Here is a 23,326-nt window from a genome sequence, read left to right as displayed (position 1 = left end):
GTACTCATGATCAAAAAAGGAATCTTAGGTAAAAAAGTTGGTATGACTCAAGTTTTTACTGATAACGGTGAATTAGTTCCAGTTACTGTTGTTGATGTAACTCCTAACGTTGTTTTACAAGTTAAAAACAACGAAACAGACGGTTACGAAGCAGTTCAACTTGGTTTTGATGAAAAACGTGAAGTTTTAAGTAATAAACCTGAACAAGGTCACGCCAAAAAAGCTAACACAACCCCTAAGCGCTTCGTTCGTGAAATCAGCGATGTCGACTTAGAGGCTTATAAAGTTGGAGACGAAGTTAAAGCTGACACATTCCAAGCTGGAGACTCTGTCGACGTAACTGGTACCACTAAAGGTCATGGTTACCAAGGTAACATTCATAAAGATGGTCAAAGTCGTGGACCAGAAACTCATGGTTCTAGATATCACCGTCGTCCAGGTTCACTTGGGGTTATTATTAACCGAGTTGTTAAAGGTATGAAACTTCCTGGTCGTATGGGTAACAAGACTGTTACTATTCAAAACCTTGAAATTGTTAAATCAGACGTTGAAAACAACGTATTATTAATTAAAGGTAATGTACCTGGTGCAAACAAAACATTAGTTACTATTCGTACATCAGTACACAATTCAAGAAAATAGGAAAGGAGGAACCGCAAAATGACAAGCGTATCATTATTTAAACAAGATGGTAGTAAAGATGGTTCAATCGATCTTAACGAAAACATCTTCGGAATTGAACCAAACGAAAACGTAGTATTTGACACTGTAGTTATGCAACGTGCATCACAACGTCAAGGTACTAACGGAGTTAAGAGTAGAGGCCAAGTTTCTGGTGGTGGTAAGAAGCCATGGAGACAAAAAGGTACAGGTCGTGCTCGTCAAGGTTCTATTCGTTCACCACAATGGGTTGGCGGTGGAGTAGTATTTGGACCTTCAGCTCGTTCATATGCTTACCATCTTCCTAAAAAAGTTACTAGATTAGCTGTTAAATCAGTTCTTTCAGAAAAAGTTTCCGAAGATAATTTTGTTGTTGTTGATTCAATTAATTTTGATGCACCAAAAACAAAAGAATTTGCTAACTTATTGAAGAACCTAGATGCAGCTACTAAGACATTGGTAGTTTTGGAAGACACTAACGATAATGTTGCTCGTTCAGCTAAAAACATTCCGAACGTTCAAGTAATTAGTGCTAAGGGAGTTAATACTCTTGATGTATTAAATGCTAAAAAAGTCGTTATTACCAAAGCTGCTCTTTCTCAAGTAGAGGAGGTGCTCGCATAATGGAAGCACGAGATATCATTTTACGTCCAGTAATCACTGAAGCTTCAACTGATCGTATGGACGACAAAAAATATACATTTGATGTTGATTTACGAGCAAACAAAAACCAAGTTAAAAACGCTGTAGAAGAAGTTTTCGGTGTTAAGGTTGCTAAAGTAAACATCATGAACGTTAAAGGTAAAGAAAAACGCCAAGGTCGTTACGTTGGTTTCACTAAGAAACGTCGTAAGGCAATCGTTACTTTATCAAATGATTCAGACGAAATTAAGTTATTCTCTGAAGAATAATCTATTAAGATAGGAGGAAAACAACGTGGCTTTAAAGAAATATAAACCAACGACTAATGGTCGTCGTAATATGACTAGTATTGATTACAGTCATATCACAACTAATAAGCCAGAAAGAAGCTTAGTGCAAGCTAATGCTAAAAAAGCTGGTCGTAACAACTCAGGTCGTATGACTGTTCGTCATCGTGGTGGTGGAAACAAACACTTATACCGTGTGATTGATTTCAAACGTAATCACGATGGTGTTAAAGCAACAGTTAAAACTATCGAATATGACCCAAACCGTACTGCAAACATCGCTTTGATCGTTTATGCTGATGGAATTAAGTCATACATTATTGCTCCTAAAGGTCTTAAAGTTGGAGATGTTGTTGAATCAGGTGCTAATGCTGATATTAAACCTGGTAACACCCTTGAACTTAAAGATATTCCAGTTGGATCAACAATTCATAACATTGAATTAAAACCTGGTAAAGGTGGACAACTTGCACGTTCTGCTGGTAATTCAGCTCAATTATTGAGTAATGAAGGAAACGGTAAGTACTCACTTGTTAAACTACCTTCTGGTGAAGTAAGAATGGTTCTTTCTGTTTGTCGTGCCACAATTGGTACTGTTGGAAACGAAGAACATTCACTTATTAACTGGGGTAAAGCTGGTCGTACTCGTTACCGTGGTCAAAGACCTCACGTACGTGGATCAGTAATGAACCCTAACGATCACCCTCATGGTGGTGGTGAAGGTAAAGCTCCAGTCGGTTACCCATCTCCTTTGTCACCTTGGCACAAGAAGACTGTTGGTAAGAAGACCCGTTCTAAGACTGCTCGTTCAAACAAATTTATTGTTCGTCGTCGTAAGGGTTCAAAGATGTAATTTAGTTACATCCAGATAATCAGACTTGAAGAGGAGGTTTTATAATGAGTCGTAGTTTGAAAAAGGGACCATTCGCTGATCAATCTTTATTAAAGAAAATCGATGCCCAAAAAGACCAAGAAAAGAAAACTGTTATTAAAACTTGGTCACGTCGCTCAACTATTTTCCCTAGCTTCATTGGTTACACTATCTCAGTGTACAATGGTAGAACTCATGTCCCAGTTTTCATTCAAGAAGACATGGTAGGACACAAGCTTGGAGAATTCGTTCCAACACGTACATTCCATGGTCATGGTAATGTAGGTGGAAAAGACAAGATTACAGGATAACAAGGAGGATACAAAATGGCTGAACAAGTTACATCAGCAAAAGCTATTGCTAAAACTGTTCGTATTGCCCCTCGTAAGGTCCGTCTTGTTTTAGATCTTATTAGAGGTAAAAACGTTGCAGAAGCTGCTTCAATTCTTGAATTCACCCCTCGTGGTGCATCTCCAGTAGTTGGAAAAGTTTTAAAATCAGCTGTAGCAAATGCAGAAAACAATTTTGATCTTGATGGTCAAAACCTTGTTGTTGCTGAAGCATTCGCCGACGAAGGACCAACTTTAAAACGTTTCCGTCCTCGTGCTAAAGGTTCTGCTTCACCAATCAACAAACGTACAAGTCACATTACAATTGTAGTATCAGAACAAAAGGAGGGATAGAGCATGGGTCAAAAAATTAACCCTAATGGTTTCCGTATCGGTGTTAACCGTGGTTGGCAAGCTCAATGGTATGCAAACGATGATAAATTTGCTTCATATTTAAATGAAGATTTAAAGATTCGTGACTACCTTGCTAAACGTCTTGCTGATGCTTCAGTTTCAGAAATTGAAATTGAACGTGCTGCCAAACGTGTAAACATTTCTATCCACACTGCAAAACCTGGTATGGTTATTGGTAAGGGTGGATCAGAAGTTGAAAGTTTACGTAATGAATTAAACAAGTTAACTGGACGTCGTGTTCACATTAACATTATTGAAGTTAAGAAGCCTGACTTAGAAGCTGATTTAGTTGGTGAAAACATCGCTAAACAACTTGAAGGTCGTGTTGCTTTCCGTCGTGCTATGCGTCAAGCCATGAAGCAAGTTATGCGTTCAGGTGCTGATGGTGTTAAAACTCAATCAGCTGGTCGTTTAAACGGTGCTGATATGGCTCGTATCGAAAGTTACTCTGAAGGTCGTGTTCCACTTCATACATTGAGAGCTGATATCAACTACTCATGGAATGAAGCACACACAACTTACGGTGCAATCGGTGTTAAAACATGGATTAACCGTGGTGAAGTTTTACCTGAAAAGCCTTTGGATAACCGTAAAGGAGGTAAATAAACATGCTTGTACCTAAACGTGTTAAGCATCGTCGTGAATTCCGTGGTAAACTACGTGGACACTCAAAAGGTGGAAACTCAGTTGCTTTCGGTGAATATGGTTTACAAGCCATTGATTCACATTGGATTACTAATAGACAAATTGAAGCTTGTCGTGTTGCCATCACTCGTTGTATGAAACGTGGTGGAAAAGTTTGGATTAAAATCTTCCCTCAAAAATCATATACTGAAAAAGGTATTGGTGTTCGAATGGGTAAAGGTAAAGGTAGTCCAGCTGGATGGGTAGCAGCCGTAAAACGTGACAAAGTACTTTTCGAAGTTGCTGGTGTTGACGAAGCTACTGCTATCAAAGCATTGACTTTAGCTTCAAACAAGTTGCCTGTTCGTACTAGAATTATTAAACGTGAGGAAGTAGGTGGCGAATCAAATGAAGGCTAAAGAAATTGCTCAATTAACCACTGATGAAATGCGTGCTAAAGAACAAGATTACAAGAAAGAATTGTTTAATCTTCGTTTCCAATTAGCCACTGGTCAATTAGAAAATACTGCAAGATTGAGAACTGTTCGCAAGACAATTGCACGGATCAAAACTGCATTAAGACAAAAAGAATTAAATAAATAAATACGATAAAAAGGAGGGTTTATTTATATGAGCGTAGAACGTAATGAACGTAAAACATATAGAGGTCGTGTTGTTTCTGACAAAATGGACAAAACTATTACAGTTGCCGTAGAAACTACTAAAACACATCCTACTTATGGGAAGCGTATTAAATATACTAAAAAATACAAGGCTCGTGATGAAGAAGGTATTGCTAAAGTTAACGATATCGTTGAAATCATGGAAACTAGACCATTATCAAAGACTGTTCACTTCCGTCTTCTAGATGTTGTTGAAAAAGCCGTTATTATCTAGCTTGTATCGTTTTTATCGTATTATGATTTTTAAATCGAAGGGAGGACACTTGCGATGATCCAACAAGAAAGTCGTTTAAAAGTTGCCGACAACTCAGGTGCTCGTGAATTATTAACTATTAAAGTTTTAGGTGGTTCTAGAGTTCGTTATGCCGGTGTTGGTGATATTATTGTTGCTACTGTTAAACAAGCAACACCAGGTGGCGTTGTCAAAAAAGGTGACGTTGTTAAGGCCGTTATTGTTAGAACTAAATCAGCTGCTCGCAGATCTGATGGTTCATACATTCGTTTCGACGAAAATGCTGCCGTTTTAGTTAATGATGATAAGAGTCCTAAAGGTACTCGTATTTTTGGACCGGTTGCTCGTGAATTGCGTAATAACAACTTCATGAAGATCGTTTCATTAGCACCTGAAGTACTTTAATACTAAGAAGCAAAATCAAGGAGGTGCCAGATTAATGTTCTTAAAGACTGGTGACAAAGTTCGTGTTATTGCTGGTAAAGACAAGGGTAAAGATGGTCAAATCATCAAAACCATTGCTGCTGACAATCGCGTAGTTGTTGAAGGAATCAACAAAGTTAAGAAACACCAAAAAGCTTCTCAAGCAAACCCACAAGGTGGTATTGCTGATGTTGAAGCACCAATCAATGCATCAAACGTAATGCTAATCGATCCATCAACTAACGAACCTACTAGAGTTAGTTTCGAAGTTAAAGATGGCAAAAAAATTCGTATTTCAAAGAAATCACACAAAGCAATCGATTAAGATTGTTAGTGAAAGGAGGAACTTATTCGCATGTCTACTCGCTTAGAAGAAAGATATAAGAAAGAAATTCTCCCAGCACTAGTTGAAAAATTCAACTATTCATCAATTATGCAAGGACCAAAACTTGAAAAAATTGTTTTGAATATGGGTGTTGGTGATGCTGTAACAAACTCTAAAAACTTAGACGAGGCTGTTAATGAATTGACCCTAATTTCTGGTCAAAAGCCACTTGTTACCAAAGCTAAAAAATCAATTGCTACTTTCCGTTTACGTCAAGGTATGCCAATTGGTGCCAAAGTCACTCTTAGAGGTGACAAAATGTATGACTTTTTGGACAAATTAATTAATGTTTCATTACCACGTGTTCGTGACTTCCATGGTGTTCCTGGCCGTTCATTTGATGGTCATGGAAACTACACTTTAGGGATTAAAGAACAATTAATTTTCCCAGAAATCAGCTACGATGATGTTAACCGTGTTAGAGGTTTAGATATCGTACTTGTTACAACTGCTAATACTGACGAAGAAGGCCACGAATTGTTAAGTCAATTTGGTATGCCATTCGCTAAATAGGAGGTTTTACATTGGCTAAAAAATCATTAGTTGCAAAAAGCAAACGTCCAGCTAAGTTCGCTGTTCAAGCTTACACTCGTTGCGAACGTTGTGGTAGACCTCGTGCGGTTTACCAAAAATTCCACTTATGCCGAATTTGTTTAAGACAACTTGCCCACAAGGGTCAAATTCCTGGTATGAAAAAAGCTAGTTGGTAGAATAAACAAACTTAAAAGGAGGTTGTACGTTCATGACTATGACAGATCCAATTGCAGATTTTTTAACTAGAATTCGTAACGCGAACATGGTTCGTCACAATTCTGTTGATATTCCTGCATCAAAAATTAAACGCAACATGGCCGAAATCTTAAAACGTGAAGGTTTCGTGAGTCGTGTTGAATATATCGAAGACGATAACCAAGGTGTTATCCGTGTTTACCTTAAATATGGTAAAGACAACCAACGTGTAATCTCTGGTTTGAAGAGAATTTCAAAACCTGGATTACGTTCATACGTTAAATCTGATGATGTTCCTAAAGTACTTAATGGTTTAGGTATTGCGATCATCTCAACTTCAAACGGTGTTGTTACTGACAAAGAAGCCCGTGCTCAAAAAGTCGGTGGAGAAGTATTAGCATACGTTTGGTAAAAAATAATTAAGAGATGGAGGTGTCTAACACATGAGTAGAATTGGTTATAAAACAATTGAAATTCCTGAAGGTGTAACTGTTACACGTGATGGTGATAATGTTACTGTTAAAGGTCCTAAAGGTGAATTAACTGCAGCCTTTGCACCTGACGTTGAAATGAACGTAAACGGTAACGAAATTAACTTTGAACCAACTGGTAAGTATGACAACAGAATGCGTGCCTTACACGGTACACAACGTGCCAACCTTGCCAACATGATTGAAGGGGTAGAAAAAGGTTTCAACAAGACTTTGAAATTAGTCGGTGTTGGTTACCGTACTCAACTTAAAGGTTCAGACTTGATCCTTAACGTTGGTTACTCAAACCCAGTTGATGTTCCAGTTCCTGAAGATCTAGAAGTTAAAGTTCCTGATAATACTACAATTGAAATTGCTGGTATTAACAAGCAACACGTTGGAGACTTTGCTGCTAAGATCCGCGAAATTCGTTCACCAGAACCTTACAAGGGTAAAGGTATTCGTTACGAAAACGAACACATTACTCTTCGTGAAGGTAAGACTGGTAAATAATCGGATTTTAAATAAACAATAATATAGAGGTGACTATTTTGATTACAAAACCAAGCAAAAATAAAACACGTGTCATCCGACACAAACGTGTTCGTAATAAAATTGCTGGTACTGCTGAGTGCCCACGTTTAGACGTATTCCGTTCTAACAAGAACATCTACGCTCAAGTTATTGATGACGTAGCGGGTGTAACGCTAGCTAGTGCCTCAACTCTTGATAAAGAAGTTGCTGAAGGTAACAAAACTGAACAAGCACAAAGTGTTGGTAAGTTAGTTGCTGAACGTGCTCTTGAAAAAGATGTTAAACATGTCGTTTTTGACCGTGGTGGTTACTTATACCATGGACGTGTAGCTGCTCTTGCAGACGCTGCTCGTGAAAACGGACTTGAATTTTAATAAAAAGGAGGAATAAATCACATGGCTAAGTATATTGATCCAAACAAATTGGATTTAGAAGATAACGTTGTTGCCATTAACCGTATCACTAAGGTTGTTAAAGGTGGACGTAGATTACGTTTCGCTGCTTTAGCAGTTGTTGGTGACAAAAATGGTCACGTTGGTTTCGGTACAGGTAAAGCTCAAGAAGTTCCTGAAGCAATCCGTAAAGCGGTTGAAGCTGCCAAAAAGAACTTGATTGAAGTTCCAATTGTGGGAACTACTATTCCTCACGAAATCGTTGGTGTATACGGCGGTGGAAAAATTATGTTGAAACCAGCCGAAGAAGGTTCTGGAGTTGCAGCCGGTGGTGCCGTTCGTTCCGTGATGGAATTAGCAGGTATTAACGATGTTACTAGTAAACGTCTTGGTTCAGATACTAAGATCAACGTTATCCGTGCAACTTTCGAAGGTCTTAAAGGACTTAAGAACGCTAACGAAATTTCTGAACTTCGTGGCGTTTCTGTTGATCATTTAGCTGAATAGGAGGATTTACAGATGGCTCAATTAAAAATCACTTTGATTCATAGTGCTGCTCATCGTCTTCCAAAACAACGTAAGATTGTGGAAGCTTTAGGTTTAGGACGTATTAACAGTAGCGTCGTAAGACCTGATAATGCAGCAACTCGTGGTGCATTATTTAAAATTGCTCACTTAATTAAGGTTGAACAAGTTAAAGATTAATTATTTTAAAGTAAGAGGAGGTGCAATTCAATGAAGTTAAACGAATTAAAATACGCTGAAGGTTCTCGTTCTGAAAGAACAAGAAAAGGACGTGGTCGTTCAAGTAAAGGTAAGACTTCTGGTCGTGGACAAAAAGGTCAAAAGGCTCGTGGAAAAACTCGTTTAGGTTTTGAAGGTGGACAAATGCCATTGTACCGTCGGATCCCTAAACGTGGATTTACTAACATTAACCGTAAAGATATCGTTATTGTTAATGTTGAAGAACTTAACGTATTCGATAATGGTGTAGCCGTTACACCAGAATTGTTAATCCAAGCTGGCATCATTAAGAATGTTAAAGATGGTGTTAAAGTTCTTGGTGAAGGAAAACTTGAAAAGAAACTTACTGTTTCAGCTAACAAGTTTTCTGAAAGTGCCAAAAAAGCTATTGAAGACGCTGGTGGTAAAGCTGAGGTGATCTAATGTTATCAACCTTAAAAAGTGCCTTTGGAGATAAAAACATTCGTAAGAAAATTTTCTTTACGTTGTTTGTCTTGGCTATTTTCCGTTTAGGAGCGTATATTACGGTTCCCGGAGTTAATGCTAAAGCTCTTCAAGAAGTGGCTTCTTCTGGGTTAGTTAATGTTTTAAACATCTTCAGTGGTGGAGGATTAACTAACTATTCAATTTTTGCCATGGGTGTTTCCCCATATATTACTGCACAGATTGTTGTTCAGTTGTTACAAATGGACATTGTTCCTAAATTTGTTGAGTGGGGAAAACAAGGTGAAGTTGGTAGACTTAAGTTAGACAAAGTTACTCGTAGATTAACCATTGTCTTAGCCTTCGCTCAATCAATCGGTATTACCGCTGGTTTCAATGCTTTAAGTAGTTTACACTTAGTTGAAAACCCCGGCCTTGCTACATATGCTAGCATTGGATTAGTTCTTACTGCCGGAACTATGTTAACCACATGGATGGGTGACATGATTACCGACAAAGGAATTGGTCAAGGGGTTTCAATGATCATTTTTGCTGGAATTGTTGCTAATATTCCTACTGGATTTGAAAGTATTTATCGACAATACATTCAAGGAACTCCAACTAGTGATTTGTGGCAACCAGCATTGTTCGTTGGTGGACTAATCATTGCAATGTTAGTAATTGTTACTTTCGTTACATGGGTTCAACAAGCAGAACGTCGAATTCCAATTCAATATACACGTCGAGCAACTGGATCAGCTAAAAGCAGTTATCTTCCATTGAAGGTAAATGTTGCTGGTGTTATTCCGGTTATCTTTGCTAGTGCATTTATCTCAACTCCACAAACAATCCTTATGTTCTTTACTAAGAATCATGGGGGTCAGGGTTGGTTTAAATTTATGTCAGAATTGTTTAACATGCAAACTCCAATGGGAGCTACGTTTTATACACTTTTGATTGTTGTCTTTACTTTCTTTTATGCGTTCGTTCAAGTTAACCCTGAAAAGTTAGCCGAAAACTTACAAAAACAAGGAAGTTACATTCCAGGGGTATGGCCTGGAAAATCTACCCAACTCTACGTTTCTCATCTTTTAATGAGATTAAGTACGGTGGGAGCATTATTCTTGGGAGTTGTTTCTTTAATTCCTTTAATTGCTCAAAATTTATGGAATCTTAATAGCTCAATCGGTTTAGGTGGTACTAACATCCTAATTATCGTTGGAGTTGCGATTGAAACCATGAATCAAATTAAAGGTTTAACGATGCGTCAAGAATATGTCGGATTTATTCAAGATGAACCAAAAGACGATAAGGGAGATAAATAATATGTCAATGAATTTATTATTAATGGGTCTTCCCGGTGCCGGTAAAGGTACACAAGCTGAAAGTATCGTTGAAAAATATGATATTCCACATATCTCTACTGGAGATATTTTTAGAGCAGCTATGAAGGAAAAGACTCCAATGGGTGTTGAAGCTCAAAAGTATATTGATAAAGGTGAACTTGTTCCTGATGAAGTTACTTGTAAAATTGTTGAAGAACGATTGAAACAAGATGACACCAAGAACGGTTATCTCTTAGATGGCTTTCCCAGAACACTGGAACAAGCTCAACAATTAGAGGTAATGACTGATAAATTAGGTAAAAAATTAGATGCAGTAATTAACATTGATGTTGATCCTGAAATTCTAGTTGCTCGTTTATCTGGTCGGTTCATTTGTAAAAACTGTGGTGCTACTTATCATAAATTGTACAAAAAACCTAAAGTTGAAGGTACGTGTGACATTTGTGGTGGACATGTATTTTATCAACGAAGCGATGATGAACCAGAAACTGTTAAAAATCGATTGAAAGTAAACATGAAAATGAATACTCCTTTAATTGATTTTTATAAGAAATTAAACTTATTGCATACAGTTAATGGTGATCAAGACATTGCAGATGTTACTAAAGACATTAATAAGATTCTTACCAATTTAAACTAAGGTCTTCTTAATTGTCGATAAGGCAATGATATGCTATATTGAAGATTGATAGTGCTATTGGATTTGAATTGAATTAATCATGATTTTGGAGGATTGTTTTGTCTAAAGATAATGTAATTGAAGTAGAAGGAAAGATTACTGAAACCTTACCTAATGCGATGTTTAAAGTAGAACTAGAAAACGGTCATGCTATCTTAGCTCACGTTTCTGGTAAAATTAGAATGCATTACATTAAGATACTTCCAGGAGACCGTGTAACTGTTGAAATGTCACCATATGATTTAACTAAGGGTAGAATTACTTATCGGTTTAAGTAATTCCCCTTTATTAGGAGGTTTATAAGATGAAAGTAAGACCATCAGTAAAAAAAATGTGTGAACAATGTAAAATTATCAAAAGAAAAGGTCGTGTTATGGTAATTTGCTCAGCAAACCCTAAACACAAACAAAGACAAGGTAAGTAATTAAACAGGAGGTGGACTAAATGGCTCGTATCGCCGGAGTGGATTTACCACGTAACAAGCGTGTTATTGTTGCTTTAACTTACATCTATGGTGTTGGTGACGCAACTTCAAAAAAGGTTCTTGAACAAGCTGGTGTTTCAGAAGATGTACGTACTCAAGACTTAACTCCTGATCAACAAGATAAGATTAGAGAAGCCCTAGATAACTTCCTTATCGAAGGAGATTTACGTCGTAAAGTAAGTATGGATATCAAGAGATTATCAGAAATCGGTTCATACCGTGGAATGAGACATCGTCGTGGATTACCTCTTAGAGGTCAACACACTAAAAACAATGCTCGTACTCGTAAAGGTAAGAGAACCAAGAAATAATAATTAAGAAGGAGGTTACTAGTTCTTATGGTAAAGAAAAATACTCGTAAGCGTAAAGCAAAGAAGCATGTTGAATCTGGTGTAGCTCACATTCATTCAACATTTAACAACACATTGGTAATGATTACTGATGTGCAAGGTAATGCTATTGCCTGGTCATCTGCTGGTGCATTAGGTTTCCGTGGAAGTCGTAAATCTACTCCATTTGCTGCACAAATGGCTGCAGAAGCTGCTGCTAAAACAGCAATGGAACATGGAATGAAGACCGTTGAAGTTGCTGTTAAAGGTCCTGGTTCAGGTCGTGAATCAGCAATTCGTGCATTACAAACAACTGGTTTGGAAGTAGCTGCCATTCGTGACGTTACTCCAGTTCCTCATAATGGTTGTCGTCCTCCAAAACGTCGTCGAGTTTAATTTTTTAATGAAAGTTAATTTTGTAAAAGACTCAACGCGGTTTGAAAGGGGTAGAAGTTAGAATGATTGAATTTGAAAAGCCTAACATTCATAAAATTGAAGAAACAAATAACTACGGTGAAGTAGTTGTAGAACCATTAGAACGTGGATATGGTACTACACTTGGTAACTCATTGAGACGGATTTTACTTGCCTCATTACCTGGTGCAGCTGTAACTAGTGTTCAAATCGATGGTGTTTTACATGAATTCTCTACTGTAAAAGGTGTTACCGAAGATGTTACTAAAATTATCTTAAACTTGAAAAAGCTTAAATTACGGATTGACTCTGAAGATAATGACACTCATACTTTGAGTATTAATGTAACTGGTCCTGCTGATGTCACTGCCGCTGATATTACTACAGATAGTGAAACTACAATTCTCAATCCAGACTTGCATATCGCTACTGTTGCTGAAGGTGCAACTTTGCACATGACTATGACTGCTAACAAGGGTCGTGGTTTTGTATCAGCTGAAGAAAACAAAGCTAGAAACGATGATATGCCAATTGGTGTATTACCAATCGATTCTATTTATACCCCAATCGAACGTGTTAACTATCAAGTTGAAGACACACGTGTAGGACAACGTGATGATTTTGACAAGTTGACATTAGACGTTTGGACAAATGGTTCAATTTCTCCTTCAGACGCAATTTCATTAGCTGCTAAGATTTTAAGTCAACATCTAGAAATGTTTGTTGACTTAACTGATCGTGCACAAAATGCTAACGTGATGGTTGAAAAAGAAGAAACCCATAAAGAAAAAATGCTTGAAATGTCAATTGAAGAACTAGATCTTTCAGTTCGTTCTTACAACTGTTTGAAACGTGCTGGAATTAACACTGTTCAAGAATTAACAGACAAGTCAATGGCAGATATGATGAAGGTTAGAAACCTTGGCCGTAAATCACTTGAAGAAATCGAACACAAAATCGATGCTTTAGGTTTGTCATTTCGTAAAGAAGATTAGTTAAAAGGAGGATATCCATTTATGAGTTATCGTAAATTTGGTCGGGAAAAAGGCCCACGTCGCGCTATGCTTCGTAACTTGACTACTGAATTAATCGTTAATGGTCGTATCGAAACTACTGAAGCTAAAGCTAAAACTGTGAGATCTTCTGTAGATAAGATGGTTAGCTTAGGTAAACGTGGAGATTTAGCTGCTCGTCGCCAAGCTGCTGCTTACTTACAAAACATGGTTGCTGACGTTACAGAAGTCGACGATAAGATCAAGGTAACTACTGCTTTGCAAAAGTTATTTGATGAAATTGCACCAAAATACAAGGATCGTAACGGTGGTTACACTCGTATCCTTAAAACCATGCCTCGTCGTGGAGATGGTGCACCAATGGTAATCTTAGAATTTGTTTAATCATAAATTGTAAGATAATAGCATAAATAACTGAATCACTAAATATGAGGCATAAAGCGTTATGATGATGGGGAATTCCCAAGTCTAGCTTGAATGTGGGTAAAACCAAGCGCCTCATATTTACGTGATTTTTTTATACATAAAATTAAAAGGAAAGATACTTATGCAGCCAAAAGTTGAATTTAATGCAGTTTCGTTCAATTATCAAAATCAGTTTAAAGCGTTAAACCAGGTTTCCTTTGAAATAAAATCAGGAACTACGGTTGCTTTAATTGGACAAAATGGAAGTGGCAAGAGTACGATTGCTAAATTAATTGATGGGTTACTCAGTCCAACTTCGGGAAAAATTATGATTGACGGCGTGCAATTAACGGATGATAGTCTAGTCAGTTTACGTAAAAAAATTGGCATCGTTTTTCAAAATCCAGATGACCAGATTATTGGTGCGACGGTTGAAGAAGATGTGGCTTTTGGGTTAGAAAATCGTAATTTACCATATCAATTAATGCAACAACGAGTTACTCAAGCAATTAACGCAGTCGGGATGCAAGCTTACGCTAATGTTAGCCCTAATCTACTTTCTGGGGGACAAAAACAGAAAGTTTCTTTAGCACGCGCTTTGGCACTCGAACCATCAATTCTGATTTTTGATGAAGCAATGAGCATGTTAGATCCAATTGCGGCGGCTGAAATCAAACAAATTATTACAAAATTACAAAAATCTGCTAAACTAACGGTACTTTACATTACGCATAATATGGAAATGTTAGAAGCAGTTGACCAAGTACTAGCATTAAATCACGGGAATTTAATTTTTGATGGAGATCCGCAGACGTTATACCATGAGCATGAAATTTTACAACAATTGGCCATGCAACCACCATTTACGGAACAAGTTAAGCAACTTTTTCGAAAACAGGGCTATTATCCGCCGGTTGAATATTTAGACGATGAGGGGTTAAGTGAATGGATAACCAAATTATTTTAAAAAACGTTAACTACACTTATGCACCGCAAACCACTTTTGCGAAACAAGCACTACAAAATATCAATTTAACCATTCAAGCGGGAGAATTTGTTACCTTGGTGGGAAAGACGGGAAGTGGAAAATCCACTTTAATTCGCTTACTAAACGGCTTATTGACGGCCACTGCTGGAGAAGTAATGGTTAATCAAACCCAGCTCCAGTCTAAAATGAAAAAAAAGGCTTTAATGAAAATTCGTTCACAGGTGGGAATGATTTTTCAATCACCCGAAAAACAACTTTTTGCTGATACGGTGTTAGATGATGTTAGTTTTGGTCCACAAAACTTTGGCAAAAGTAAGGCAGAAGCCGAAACCCTGGCAAAAAAAATTTTAACGGAAGTCGGAATTCCCGAAACATTATTCAAACGTTCCCCCTTTGAATTATCTGGAGGACAAATGCGCCGAGTAGCGATTGCCGGAGTTTTAGCCATGCAACCGCCCATTTTAATTCTCGATGAACCGACTGTGGGTCTTGATGAAATTGGGCGCACTGAAATTTTAAAAATTGTGAAGCATCTGAATGAGCAACAACATGTGACCATTGTAATGATTACCCATAATATGAAAGTTGTGAGCGAGTTTGCTAAACGAGTGGTGGTCCTTGATCAAGGTAAGATTATCAGCGATTCACTGCCACAAACTTTTTTCATGAGGATGAAAAATGAAACTGGATTACCAGATTCGGTTAAAATTTATCAAACATTATTAAAAAAAGGAATTCAATTAGATGAAGTACCTTTGAACAAAAACCAATTAGTGGATTTAGTTACTAAAAAACTAGGAAATTAGGAGGATGAAGCCTTGAATAAAGCGATTTTTGGGAATTATTTACCTGGTAATTCAATTCTTCATCGTCTGAATCCAACTGCTAAAATTATTGCGACTTTATTAATGATTACGTGGATTTTGTTTGCTAATAATCCGTGGAATTATGGACTTTTAACGATTTTAGTGGTCTTTGAGGCCTATCTTGCCCAAATCAAGCTTAAAACGATTCTAAAGGCGATTAAGCCCTTTATTTGGTTGATTATGTTTACCGTGGTGGTTCAAATTTTGTTTAGTCCTCATGGAACACCTTATTTTGTGTGGGGACCAGTTAAAATCACGTCTTATGGTTTTCAGCTCGCGGGTTTAATTTTTATTCGGTTTGTTTTGATTATTATTCAAGCCACATTACTCACGATGACGACGTCACCCAATTCGATTGCTATGGGAGTTGAAAAACTAATCGGACCGTTACGTCATTTAGGCGTTCCGGTGGAAACCGTCGGAATTATGCTCTCAATTTCGTTAAGGTTTGTCCCCACGTTAATGGAAGAACTTCAGGTAATTATGGATGCCCAACGTTCCCGAGGAGTGATTTTTAATCAAGGTGGCGTAATTAAACGGTGTAAAAATATTATTTCGCTCATTATTCCGATTTTAGTTTCGTCATTTCGGCATGCTGATAATTTGGCAGATGCTTTGGGAGCAAGTGGCTATGATGCTCACAATCCACGAAGTAGTTATCGAAAATATCAGTGGAACTTGGCTGATAGCATAACGTTACTAGTTGTGGTTTTAGTGGGAATTGCAGTGATTTTGATGAGGAATTTAAGCTAATGAGAAGATATAAAATTACATTTGCATATGACGGAACCAAATTTGCGGGTTTTCAAAAACAACCCAAGCAACGGACCGTGGAAGGTGTGTTAACTAAACTAGTTAATCGGATGGCAAAAAATCCCACCGCAGAAATTGGGGTTTATGGTTCAGGGCGAACCGATGCCGGTGTCCATGCCTTAGCACAAGTGGCTCATTTTGATTTTCCGTTTGCGATTCCAGCTGAAAACATGTTAAAGGGACTGAATAGCATGTGTCCGTTAGATATTGAAATTTTAAAAGTTGAAATTGTTGAACCAGAGTTTCATGCTCGTTACGATGTTACCGGCAAGAAATACCTTTACAAAATTTCACTAGGCCGATTTACCGATCCGTTTAAACGATTTTATACTGCCCACTGGCGCTTTCCAATGGATTTTAGCAAAATGGAAATTGCCATTCAGGATTTAGTGGGGAAACATGATTTCTCTTCGTTTGTTGCATCAGGTGCTAAACCTGGGAGTCGAATTCGGACAATTTTTTCGGTAAAAGCAGTTAATGATCAAGCTAATCACGAAATTCATTTTGAGTTTTATGGTGACGGTTTTATGTACAACCAGGTCCGAATTATGACAGCGGTTTTAGTTGAAATTGGGATGGGTAAAAGGCCAGTACACGACATTCAACGCTTGCTCAAAGTAAAAGATCGTCAAGAAGCACGACTAACGATGCCAGCAGAAGGTTTATACTTAAAACAAGTTTACTATCCTGGAGATGACCCAGAACATTCCCAAAAAAAGCATCAGAATCGGATTAATTCGTGAATTTGATTGACTTTTCACTTTATAATTTGTAAAATGATAGATGGTATTGTTTGCCCCACATTAAGCCCCGGAAACTTATATTGGTGTCGAACAAAACAAAGAAACGCGGAGGAAAATATAGTGCGTACAACATACATGGCAAAACCCGGTGAAATTGAACACAAATGGTACATCATCGACGCTGCTGGAATTCCAGTAGGTCGTCTTGCAAGTGTTACTGCTTCAATTTTACGCGGTAAAAACAAAGTAACTTACACACCTAACGTAGACAATGGTGATAATGTAATTATCATTAATGCTTCTCAAGTTGCATTAACTGGTCACAAGGCTAAAGATAAAATGCACTTCCACCACACTCAATACATTGGTGGAATTAAACAAGAATCATTTGGTAAATTGCGTGCTGAAAAACCTGAAAAGTTCATTGAACAAGTTGTTAAGGGTATGCTTCCTCACAACTCATTAGGTCGTAAGATCGGTTTGAAACTTCACGTTTATGCTGGTGAAGATCACAAGCATGAAGCACAAAAACCAGAAGTTTTAGATATTACTAACCTAATTTAAGGAGGATATACACATGGCTAAAGTTCAATACAGTGGTACCGGTCGTCGTAAAGACTCAGTTGCTCGTGTACGTTTAGTACCAGGTACTGGTAAAATTATTATCAACGGTAAAGACGTTGAAGAATACATTCCATTCCCTAACTTGCGAGAAGTTATTTTACAACCATTCAATGTTACTGAAACTCTAGGTAACTACGACACATTAGCAAACGTTAATGGTGGTGGTTTCTCTGGTCAATCAGGTGCAGTTCGTTTAGGAATTGCTCGTGCATTGCTTGATGTAGATCCTGACTTCCGTGAAGCACTTAAGAGAGCTGGTCTTTTGACTCGTGATCCAAGAATGAAAGAACGGAAGAAACCAGGTCTTAAGAAAGCTCGTAAGGCTGGTCAATTCTCAAAACGTTAAGATATATTTTTACGAATATGTTTTGGAAACACTCATACCTGGTATGGGTGTTTTTTGTTTGTACAAAAACATTCTTTATTGACTCTTTCTACAGCATAAAGGAATACAATAGAACTGAGAATTGAAGTCTCATAGTCTAATCCGATTAAAAGAGAAAAGAAGGATGACAAAATGAAAGTTATTGATGAACTTGCAAACGTAGTCGGCAAACGCCACGTGATTACTTCAAAAGAACGTTCTGAACAATATCGTGAAGGATACCGTTCAGGTCATGGAGATGCTTTAGCCGTAATTCGCCCTAAAACTTTATTAGAATTATGGAAAGTTTTGGAAATTGTCCATAAGCATGATTTAATTGTGATTATGCAAGCTGCTAATACTGGGTTAACTGAAGGTTCCGTGCCTAACCAAAATGGTTATGATCGAGATGTGGTCGTCATTAATACCTTAAGAATGAAGGGCATTCAATTAATTGACTATAATCAACAAGTGATTGTTTTTCCTGGAACGACCTTACATGGTTTAGAAACTGCGCTTGATAAAGTTGATCGTAATCCCCATTCTGTCATCGGTTCATCAACGATTGGTGCAACCGTAGTCGGTGGAGTAAACAATAATTCTGGTGGTGCCTTAATTCAACGGGGACCAGCTTACACCGAATTAGCCCTTTATGCCCAAGTTGATAAAAATAATGAATTACATTTAGTTAATCATTTAGGCGTTGATTTAGGAACGACGCCTGAAGAAATTTTAACGAACTTAGAAGAACATAACTATAATGCACAAAACGTCCATTACAGTGAAGAACGAGTAGGACATAACCGAAACTACGAAAGCCGAGTTCGGGATGTTGAAGCTGATACACCAACGCGTTATAACGCTAACCCAAAAGAACTTTACGAAGTTTCTGGTTCAGCCGGTAAATTAGTAACGTTCGCAGTTCGGTTAGACACTTATCCTAAACCTAAAGCAGAAAAAGTCTTTTACATTGGGACTAATGATCCCGCTGTCTTAGAAAAATTACGACGTCATATCTTGACGAAGTTTAAATATTTACCAGTTTCTGGTGAATACATGCACCGGGAAGCTTATGATTTAGCGAAAAAATATGGCAAAGATAACTTGATGGTGATTGACGATATTGGAACCAAACCACTTCCATTCTTGTTTAATGCACGGGCGGCCAGTGAAAGAATTTTGCACCATATTCCGACATTTAAACCATATTTTGTCGATCGGACTTTACAAAAGCTTAGTGGAATTTTCCCAGATCAATTACCAAAACGGATGGAAGAATTTCGGGATAAATACCAACACTATCTTCAATTAAAGGTTGATGATCAAGGTATCCAAGAAGCTAGCGATTATTTGCAAGAGTTCTTCAAAGATCATGAAGGTGGCTACTTTGAATGTACTCCCAAAGAAGCTAAAGTAGCAGCCACCCATCGTTATGTCACGGCGGCGGTTCCGATTCGTTATGCCGAAACGCATCAAGATGATGACATTCAAATTTTGCCACTTGATATTGCGTTGCCACGGAATGAAGAAGACTGGTTTGAAACTCTACCGAAAGAAATCGATGATAAGATTAAATACAAACTTTACTATGGCCATTTCTTAGATCATGTCATGCATCAAGATTACATCTTGAAAAAGGGCGTTGATCCTCATGAATTAAAGCAAGAAATGTTGAAGATTTTAGACAAACGGGGTGCTAAGTATCCCGCTGAACATAACGTGGGTCATTTGTACCACGCTCCAGAAAACTTAGTGGAGCATTATAAAGTATGTGATCCAACAAATACCTTTAATCCTGGAATTGGAATTACTTCAACGAAACGGGATTGGAAATAAGGGAAGAGTTTGTATAAACGTTAAATTTATTAATTAAAAAAGTAATTACAGATATTTATTGAGAGGTATCTATAATTACTTTTTTGATATTTACTTTTATTTTTTATAAAATTTTTCTCTAACTGTTCTAATCCAATCATTTAATATTGAAGCAAAATTTTGTTCTGAAAACCAATTTGAACTTTTTAAATTCACAGCATTGTAATGAACAGGAAGAGTCCCAGTAAAAAATAGACCTTCATTAATTTCAGGATTAGTAGTTGAAATTATTAAGATAGGTAAATCGTTGTCATAAGCAAGCGCACCTTCAATTTGATTCCAGGGTGTAGACATGTATTCACCGTTATCTTTTTTTATTTGTGGTGTACCTAGTATAATCGCTCCATAACATTCTTTCATTTTATTTTTTATAGACTTAATAGGAATTTCATTTGTATTATAATTTCCACCTAATGTTATAGTTTCAATATCTTTTTCATTCAATAAAAAGTCCTGAAATAATTTAATTGGGTATTTGTATTCAGGGTTTACGTTGTTTGATTTACTTAAAAACACTTTTATTGTCATATTATAATCTCCAGTTTATTAATTATTAAATTTTTATTGTTATTATTATAATACATTTATATGTTAGAAAGGTTTAAAATTATGAATAAACAACAAATCACCATTCAACTCAATCCCCAAAACGCTCACACCCTCGAACTGCTCGCCAACGCCAAAGGCATTACAGTTGCCGCTGAAATTGAATCAATCATCGCTCAACACTTTGCTAAGCCCGAACTAATTGGGATGCCCGAATTAGTTGGCACCGAAATTAGCGGTAAACAGCTTCAAGCGGATGGCATTGTAAAGTTAAACGGTGTGTTATACTTTTACCAACTCGTCGGCAGTACGTTAAAGCCAAAAGCGACTTATGTAGTGGCTGATGTGACCGACCAAAAAGTTTATTTAGTCGATAAAGGAGAGTATCATGCTCGGAATTAAGATTGTGCAACAAAACAACGTTGGATTAGTGACTTTTTTAGGAAAATATTCACGTCAATTTGAAAGTGGAATTCATTTTTACATTCCTATTTTAGAACACGTGAAAACGGTTAGTCTTCAATCCCAACCATTAGCGTTACCCGTTCAAACAGGGATTACTAAAGATAATGCTAGTATTAGTATTCAAGTTACGTTAAATTACCGGATCACGAATGCCGAACGTTACACCTTTGGCAACAGCAACTCAATTCAATCAATGGCTTACCAAGTTAGCGGAACTCTTCGTGACATTATCGGAAGCATGGACCTTGATGAGGTTTTGAATTCCACAGATAAAATTAACACTAAATTAATGCAAAACATTGGTGATTTAACTAACACTTATGGAGTAATGATTGAACGAGTGCAAATCGGTGACCTAACGCCTTCTAAAGGGGTTAGTGAAGCGATGGAAAATCAAATTACGGCTTCCAAAAACAAACAAGCTACCATTTCGGAAGCACAAGGGAATGCAGAACAAATTCGCTTAAACACGGAAGCCCAAAATGCTGCGAAAATTGCGACGGCTAAAGCTGACAAACAACAAACTGAAATTCATGCGGATGCCCAAGCCTATGCCACTAAAATTCAAGCTGATGCTGAAAAGTATCGAATTGCGGAACTTCAAGCTGCTTACGCTGCGGCAGATCCTAAGTATTTCAATGCACAATCAATTGATGCCATTCGTGCTGCTGGAACTGACGGTAATTTAATCATTGTCCCTAACGAAAGTAATGGTTTATATGGTCAATTAGCTGCTTTCAGCAAGATGCAAAAAGAAAACAAATAATAAATATATTGGAGTGAATACAATGTCGATTAGCACTAATGATATTACTATTAAAGAGTATTTGACTTCTTTGAATGCAGAAATTCCAGATTATCAAAGAGGATATTCTTGGGAAAATACTCAAATTAGTCAATTTTTGGAAGATTTAACTGAAGAATTGAATAATAATGGTAGTAACAAAGAAAAAAGTTATTTTTTTGGTACTGTAGTTGTAGTTCAGGAAGATGGTAAAAAGAAAAAAATAATTGATGGTCAACAAAGATTGACTACGATAACCATTTTTTTGTCTGTTTTAAGAAATTACGTTTATAGTATTTCTGAAAGACCAGATGATGCAATGGACCTTTATGAAGAAATTAATGGTTCATATATAGGAAAAGAAACTTCTAGAAATGGATCAACCTATAAATTAAACCAGAGAGGACCAATCGAAACATATTTTAGAGATAAGATACAAAAACCAAATGATCATTTTGAAAAGCTACCTTTAACCAGAAAATTAGGAAGAAAGCCACCTATAAATGCCATTGCTTCAGCTTATAATCTCATATATGAGTGGTTAGTGGATGACCTGAATGAAGCAAAAAGTGATGGACAATTAATTTATCCAACTATTAGTAATAAGGTTAATAGGATTGGATCATTGTTAGATACTCTTTTAAATAATTTTTTCATTGTTGAGGTTAAGTCAAATGATATAACAACTGGATATCAAATATTTCAAAATTTAAATGGTACTGGTAAAAATTTGACAGCGAGTGATTTAATAAAATCAGACTTTTTTGGTAAAAGTGAAAAAGAAAATTCAAAAGAAATTTCCAAAAAATGGGAAATAATGCAAAACAAATTAAGTAACGATGATGCAACTGAAATTATTAGATATTATTGGAATGGTACACATAAATTTGCTACTAAGAGATCTTTATATCCAATTATAAGTAAAAATATAAAAACTTTTAGTGAAATTATAACTATGTTAAATGAAATCATTTTGGTTATTCCTGCATATATGGCATGTATTGGCGATGAAAGTGATTTAACTTTGTTTAAATCAAATAATTCAGAAGTACAACAAGTTATTAGAGAGCTAAAAAGTTTAAAACTAAAATCTTATATACCATTACTAATGTCATTGATTTTAAACAAATATGAGGATGAAGATATTGTGAGGGTAATGCGGACTCTCGAAAACTTGATGTTTAGAAATGTTGTTATTGCAAATGGTGTTGCCAATAAATATGAAAAATTATTTTCACAATTATCACTCAGTTTATCTAATGGGACTAGTATAGAAGAAATAATAGAAAAATTGAATGAGTCAAAAATCAGTGATGATGAATTTAAAGATTTATTAATAAAATATAATGCTGAAGGAAACTTAGATGTTGTTAGATTTATTTTGAGAAGATTTGAGTACGAAGATGATCATGCTAAAGGATTATTAGGTAATGATAAGGTTCATGTTGAACATATAATGCCACAGAACCCTAAAAAATTTAGTGATTGGGGATTTGAGAGTAAAGATGAAGACTTTGATGAATATCTTTGGTCTTTAGGTAATCTTGTATTATTGGACTCTGAAAAAAATACTAAAATTCAAAACAATGACTTTAGTGCAAAGAAAAATGAATATAAAAAATCTAGTTTGAAACAAATTGAAAATGTTTGTGAATATTCATCATGGAATAAAGAAAATATTAATGAGCGTACAAGAAAAATTGCTGATAGAGCATTAAAAACATGGTAATAAAGGTTTATTTAATA

General features: G+C 36.6%; 39 protein-coding genes. 38 read left to right on the top strand and 1 reads right to left on the bottom strand.

Going from position 1 to position 23,326, the window contains the following annotated elements; all coding sequences use genetic code 11:
- Positions 1-6 precede the first annotated feature (6 nt).
- The 35 genes from rplC (at position 7) to dld (ending at position 19,746) form a co-directional block, all read left to right on the top strand.
- Positions 7-642: a 50S ribosomal protein L3 gene (rplC, locus tag ACEPSS_RS00675; protein ID WP_395319271.1), complete on the top strand. Its 636-nt coding sequence runs from the start codon at positions 7-9 to the stop codon at positions 640-642.
- An 18-nt stretch (positions 643-660) separates the two neighbouring features.
- A complete protein-coding gene (gene rplD / locus ACEPSS_RS00670) occupies positions 661-1,284 on the top strand; it encodes a 50S ribosomal protein L4 (RefSeq protein WP_395319269.1) in 624 nt (207 codons plus the stop codon).
- Positions 1,284-1,571: a 50S ribosomal protein L23 gene (gene rplW, locus ACEPSS_RS00665; RefSeq protein ID WP_014082376.1), complete on the top strand. Its 288-nt coding sequence runs from the start codon at positions 1,284-1,286 to the stop codon at positions 1,569-1,571. Before rplD ends, rplW begins: the two co-directional genes overlap by 1 nt.
- Before the next feature lie 25 nt (positions 1,572-1,596).
- Positions 1,597-2,442: a 50S ribosomal protein L2 gene (gene rplB / locus ACEPSS_RS00660; RefSeq protein ID WP_395319267.1), complete on the top strand. Its 846-nt coding sequence runs from the start codon at positions 1,597-1,599 to the stop codon at positions 2,440-2,442.
- 44 nt (positions 2,443-2,486) lie between these two features.
- Positions 2,487-2,771, top strand: a complete 285-nt coding sequence (rpsS, locus tag ACEPSS_RS00655) for a 30S ribosomal protein S19 (RefSeq protein ID WP_014082374.1) — start codon at positions 2,487-2,489, stop codon at positions 2,769-2,771.
- Between the two features lie 15 nt (positions 2,772-2,786).
- A complete protein-coding gene (rplV, locus tag ACEPSS_RS00650; RefSeq protein ID WP_395319265.1) occupies positions 2,787-3,143 on the top strand; it encodes a 50S ribosomal protein L22 in 357 nt (118 codons plus the stop codon).
- A gap of 3 nt (positions 3,144-3,146) precedes the next feature.
- Positions 3,147-3,809 (top strand): 30S ribosomal protein S3, encoded by a 663-nt coding sequence (rpsC, locus tag ACEPSS_RS00645; protein WP_395319263.1) that lies wholly within the window; start codon positions 3,147-3,149, stop codon positions 3,807-3,809.
- Between the two features lie 2 nt (positions 3,810-3,811).
- Positions 3,812-4,246: a 50S ribosomal protein L16 gene (gene rplP, locus ACEPSS_RS00640; RefSeq protein ID WP_395319261.1), complete on the top strand. Its 435-nt coding sequence runs from the start codon at positions 3,812-3,814 to the stop codon at positions 4,244-4,246.
- On the top strand, positions 4,236-4,430 hold the full coding sequence (gene rpmC / locus ACEPSS_RS00635) for a 50S ribosomal protein L29 (RefSeq protein WP_014082370.1): 195 nt from the start codon (positions 4,236-4,238) through the stop codon (positions 4,428-4,430). Before rplP ends, rpmC begins: the two co-directional genes overlap by 11 nt.
- 27 nt (positions 4,431-4,457) lie before the next feature.
- The gene (rpsQ, locus tag ACEPSS_RS00630; protein WP_395319259.1) at positions 4,458-4,724 is read left to right on the top strand and encodes a 30S ribosomal protein S17; all 267 of its coding nucleotides are present in this window, start codon (positions 4,458-4,460) and stop codon (positions 4,722-4,724) included.
- Positions 4,725-4,778: 54 nt separating this feature from the next.
- Complete coding sequence (gene rplN, locus ACEPSS_RS00625; RefSeq protein ID WP_395319257.1) at positions 4,779-5,147, top strand: 50S ribosomal protein L14; 369 nt, start codon at positions 4,779-4,781, stop codon at positions 5,145-5,147.
- Positions 5,148-5,181: 34 nt separating this feature from the next.
- A complete protein-coding gene (gene rplX / locus ACEPSS_RS00620; protein WP_395319255.1) occupies positions 5,182-5,490 on the top strand; it encodes a 50S ribosomal protein L24 in 309 nt (102 codons plus the stop codon).
- 30 nt (positions 5,491-5,520) lie between these two features.
- Positions 5,521-6,063 carry a 50S ribosomal protein L5 gene (rplE, locus tag ACEPSS_RS00615; protein ID WP_395319253.1) on the top strand — a complete coding sequence of 181 codons (543 nt, stop codon included), beginning with the start codon at positions 5,521-5,523 and terminating at the stop codon, positions 6,061-6,063.
- A gap of 11 nt (positions 6,064-6,074) precedes the next feature.
- Entirely contained in the window at positions 6,075-6,260 is a 186-nt protein-coding gene (locus tag ACEPSS_RS00610) for a type Z 30S ribosomal protein S14 (RefSeq protein WP_395319251.1), read from the top strand.
- 32 nt (positions 6,261-6,292) lie between these two features.
- Entirely contained in the window at positions 6,293-6,691 is a 399-nt protein-coding gene (gene rpsH, locus ACEPSS_RS00605; RefSeq protein ID WP_395319249.1) for a 30S ribosomal protein S8, read from the top strand.
- A 31-nt stretch (positions 6,692-6,722) separates the two neighbouring features.
- A complete protein-coding gene (rplF, locus tag ACEPSS_RS00600; RefSeq protein WP_395319247.1) occupies positions 6,723-7,262 on the top strand; it encodes a 50S ribosomal protein L6 in 540 nt (179 codons plus the stop codon).
- A 38-nt stretch (positions 7,263-7,300) separates the two neighbouring features.
- A complete protein-coding gene (rplR, locus tag ACEPSS_RS00595) occupies positions 7,301-7,657 on the top strand; it encodes a 50S ribosomal protein L18 (RefSeq protein WP_395319245.1) in 357 nt (118 codons plus the stop codon).
- A 21-nt stretch (positions 7,658-7,678) separates the two neighbouring features.
- On the top strand, positions 7,679-8,182 hold the full coding sequence (gene rpsE / locus ACEPSS_RS00590; protein ID WP_395319243.1) for a 30S ribosomal protein S5: 504 nt from the start codon (positions 7,679-7,681) through the stop codon (positions 8,180-8,182).
- Between the two features lie 12 nt (positions 8,183-8,194).
- The gene (rpmD, locus tag ACEPSS_RS00585) at positions 8,195-8,380 is read left to right on the top strand and encodes a 50S ribosomal protein L30 (protein WP_395319241.1); all 186 of its coding nucleotides are present in this window, start codon (positions 8,195-8,197) and stop codon (positions 8,378-8,380) included.
- A 30-nt stretch (positions 8,381-8,410) separates the two neighbouring features.
- Complete coding sequence (gene rplO, locus ACEPSS_RS00580; RefSeq protein ID WP_395319240.1) at positions 8,411-8,842, top strand: 50S ribosomal protein L15; 432 nt, start codon at positions 8,411-8,413, stop codon at positions 8,840-8,842.
- Complete coding sequence (gene secY, locus ACEPSS_RS00575; RefSeq protein WP_395319238.1) at positions 8,842-10,167, top strand: preprotein translocase subunit SecY; 1,326 nt, start codon at positions 8,842-8,844, stop codon at positions 10,165-10,167. Before rplO ends, secY begins: the two co-directional genes overlap by 1 nt.
- Positions 10,168-10,174: 7 nt before the next feature.
- Positions 10,175-10,828 carry an adenylate kinase gene (locus ACEPSS_RS00570; RefSeq protein WP_395320434.1) on the top strand — a complete coding sequence of 218 codons (654 nt, stop codon included), beginning with the start codon at positions 10,175-10,177 and terminating at the stop codon, positions 10,826-10,828.
- Positions 10,829-10,926: 98 nt separating this feature from the next.
- Positions 10,927-11,145 carry a translation initiation factor IF-1 gene (gene infA, locus ACEPSS_RS00565; protein WP_014082356.1) on the top strand — a complete coding sequence of 73 codons (219 nt, stop codon included), beginning with the start codon at positions 10,927-10,929 and terminating at the stop codon, positions 11,143-11,145.
- 26 nt (positions 11,146-11,171) lie between these two features.
- Entirely contained in the window at positions 11,172-11,291 is a 120-nt protein-coding gene (rpmJ, locus tag ACEPSS_RS00560; RefSeq protein WP_014082355.1) for a 50S ribosomal protein L36, read from the top strand.
- Between the two features lie 20 nt (positions 11,292-11,311).
- On the top strand, positions 11,312-11,662 hold the full coding sequence (rpsM, locus tag ACEPSS_RS00555; protein ID WP_395319236.1) for a 30S ribosomal protein S13: 351 nt from the start codon (positions 11,312-11,314) through the stop codon (positions 11,660-11,662).
- A 27-nt stretch (positions 11,663-11,689) separates the two neighbouring features.
- Positions 11,690-12,076, top strand: a complete 387-nt coding sequence (gene rpsK / locus ACEPSS_RS00550) for a 30S ribosomal protein S11 (RefSeq protein ID WP_041817915.1) — start codon at positions 11,690-11,692, stop codon at positions 12,074-12,076.
- A 62-nt stretch (positions 12,077-12,138) separates the two neighbouring features.
- Positions 12,139-13,089 (top strand): DNA-directed RNA polymerase subunit alpha, encoded by a 951-nt coding sequence (locus ACEPSS_RS00545; RefSeq protein WP_395319234.1) that lies wholly within the window; start codon positions 12,139-12,141, stop codon positions 13,087-13,089.
- Positions 13,090-13,110: 21 nt separating this feature from the next.
- The gene (gene rplQ, locus ACEPSS_RS00540; RefSeq protein ID WP_395319232.1) at positions 13,111-13,491 is read left to right on the top strand and encodes a 50S ribosomal protein L17; all 381 of its coding nucleotides are present in this window, start codon (positions 13,111-13,113) and stop codon (positions 13,489-13,491) included.
- Between the two features lie 163 nt (positions 13,492-13,654).
- Complete coding sequence (locus ACEPSS_RS00535) at positions 13,655-14,479, top strand: energy-coupling factor transporter ATPase (protein WP_395319231.1); 825 nt, start codon at positions 13,655-13,657, stop codon at positions 14,477-14,479.
- Positions 14,458-15,306 (top strand): energy-coupling factor transporter ATPase, encoded by an 849-nt coding sequence (locus tag ACEPSS_RS00530; RefSeq protein WP_395319229.1) that lies wholly within the window; start codon positions 14,458-14,460, stop codon positions 15,304-15,306. The genes ACEPSS_RS00535 and ACEPSS_RS00530 overlap by 22 nt, the downstream gene beginning before the upstream one ends.
- A gap of 12 nt (positions 15,307-15,318) precedes the next feature.
- Positions 15,319-16,119 carry an energy-coupling factor transporter transmembrane component T family protein gene (locus tag ACEPSS_RS00525; protein WP_395319227.1) on the top strand — a complete coding sequence of 267 codons (801 nt, stop codon included), beginning with the start codon at positions 15,319-15,321 and terminating at the stop codon, positions 16,117-16,119.
- Complete coding sequence (gene truA / locus ACEPSS_RS00520) at positions 16,119-16,922, top strand: tRNA pseudouridine(38-40) synthase TruA (RefSeq protein ID WP_395319225.1); 804 nt, start codon at positions 16,119-16,121, stop codon at positions 16,920-16,922. The genes ACEPSS_RS00525 and truA overlap by 1 nt, the downstream gene beginning before the upstream one ends.
- Positions 16,923-17,042: 120 nt before the next feature.
- Complete coding sequence (gene rplM / locus ACEPSS_RS00515) at positions 17,043-17,486, top strand: 50S ribosomal protein L13 (protein WP_395319223.1); 444 nt, start codon at positions 17,043-17,045, stop codon at positions 17,484-17,486.
- A gap of 13 nt (positions 17,487-17,499) precedes the next feature.
- Positions 17,500-17,892 carry a 30S ribosomal protein S9 gene (gene rpsI, locus ACEPSS_RS00510; protein WP_014082345.1) on the top strand — a complete coding sequence of 131 codons (393 nt, stop codon included), beginning with the start codon at positions 17,500-17,502 and terminating at the stop codon, positions 17,890-17,892.
- Positions 17,893-18,036: 144 nt separating this feature from the next.
- On the top strand, positions 18,037-19,746 hold the full coding sequence (dld, locus tag ACEPSS_RS00505; protein WP_395320432.1) for a D-lactate dehydrogenase: 1,710 nt from the start codon (positions 18,037-18,039) through the stop codon (positions 19,744-19,746).
- A 96-nt stretch (positions 19,747-19,842) separates the two neighbouring features.
- Here dld and ACEPSS_RS00500 read toward each other — a convergent pair whose 3' ends face one another.
- Positions 19,843-20,313, bottom strand: coding sequence for a hypothetical protein (locus ACEPSS_RS00500; RefSeq protein WP_395319221.1), 471 nt, complete (start codon positions 20,311-20,313; stop codon positions 19,843-19,845).
- A gap of 81 nt (positions 20,314-20,394) precedes the next feature.
- Here ACEPSS_RS00500 and ACEPSS_RS00495 point away from each other — a divergent pair, with 81 nt between their 5' ends.
- The 3 genes from ACEPSS_RS00495 to ACEPSS_RS00485 are packed head-to-tail and all read left to right on the top strand — an operon-like array spanning position 20,395 to position 23,309.
- Entirely contained in the window at positions 20,395-20,733 is a 339-nt protein-coding gene (locus ACEPSS_RS00495; protein WP_395319219.1) for a hypothetical protein, read from the top strand.
- Entirely contained in the window at positions 20,720-21,562 is an 843-nt protein-coding gene (locus ACEPSS_RS00490; RefSeq protein WP_395319217.1) for an SPFH domain-containing protein, read from the top strand. The genes ACEPSS_RS00495 and ACEPSS_RS00490 overlap by 14 nt, the downstream gene beginning before the upstream one ends.
- A 22-nt stretch (positions 21,563-21,584) precedes the next feature.
- Complete coding sequence (locus ACEPSS_RS00485) at positions 21,585-23,309, top strand: DUF262 domain-containing protein (protein WP_395319215.1); 1,725 nt, start codon at positions 21,585-21,587, stop codon at positions 23,307-23,309.
- The last annotated feature ends 17 nt before the right edge of the window (positions 23,310-23,326 follow it).

It is taken from the genome of Fructilactobacillus frigidiflavus, assembly GCF_044054575.1.
In the GTDB taxonomy this organism is placed as follows: domain Bacteria; phylum Bacillota; class Bacilli; order Lactobacillales; family Lactobacillaceae; genus Fructilactobacillus; species Fructilactobacillus frigidiflavus.
The sequence above is the reverse complement of the archived record's forward strand: the minus strand, read 5'-3'. Positions and strand labels throughout refer to the sequence as shown.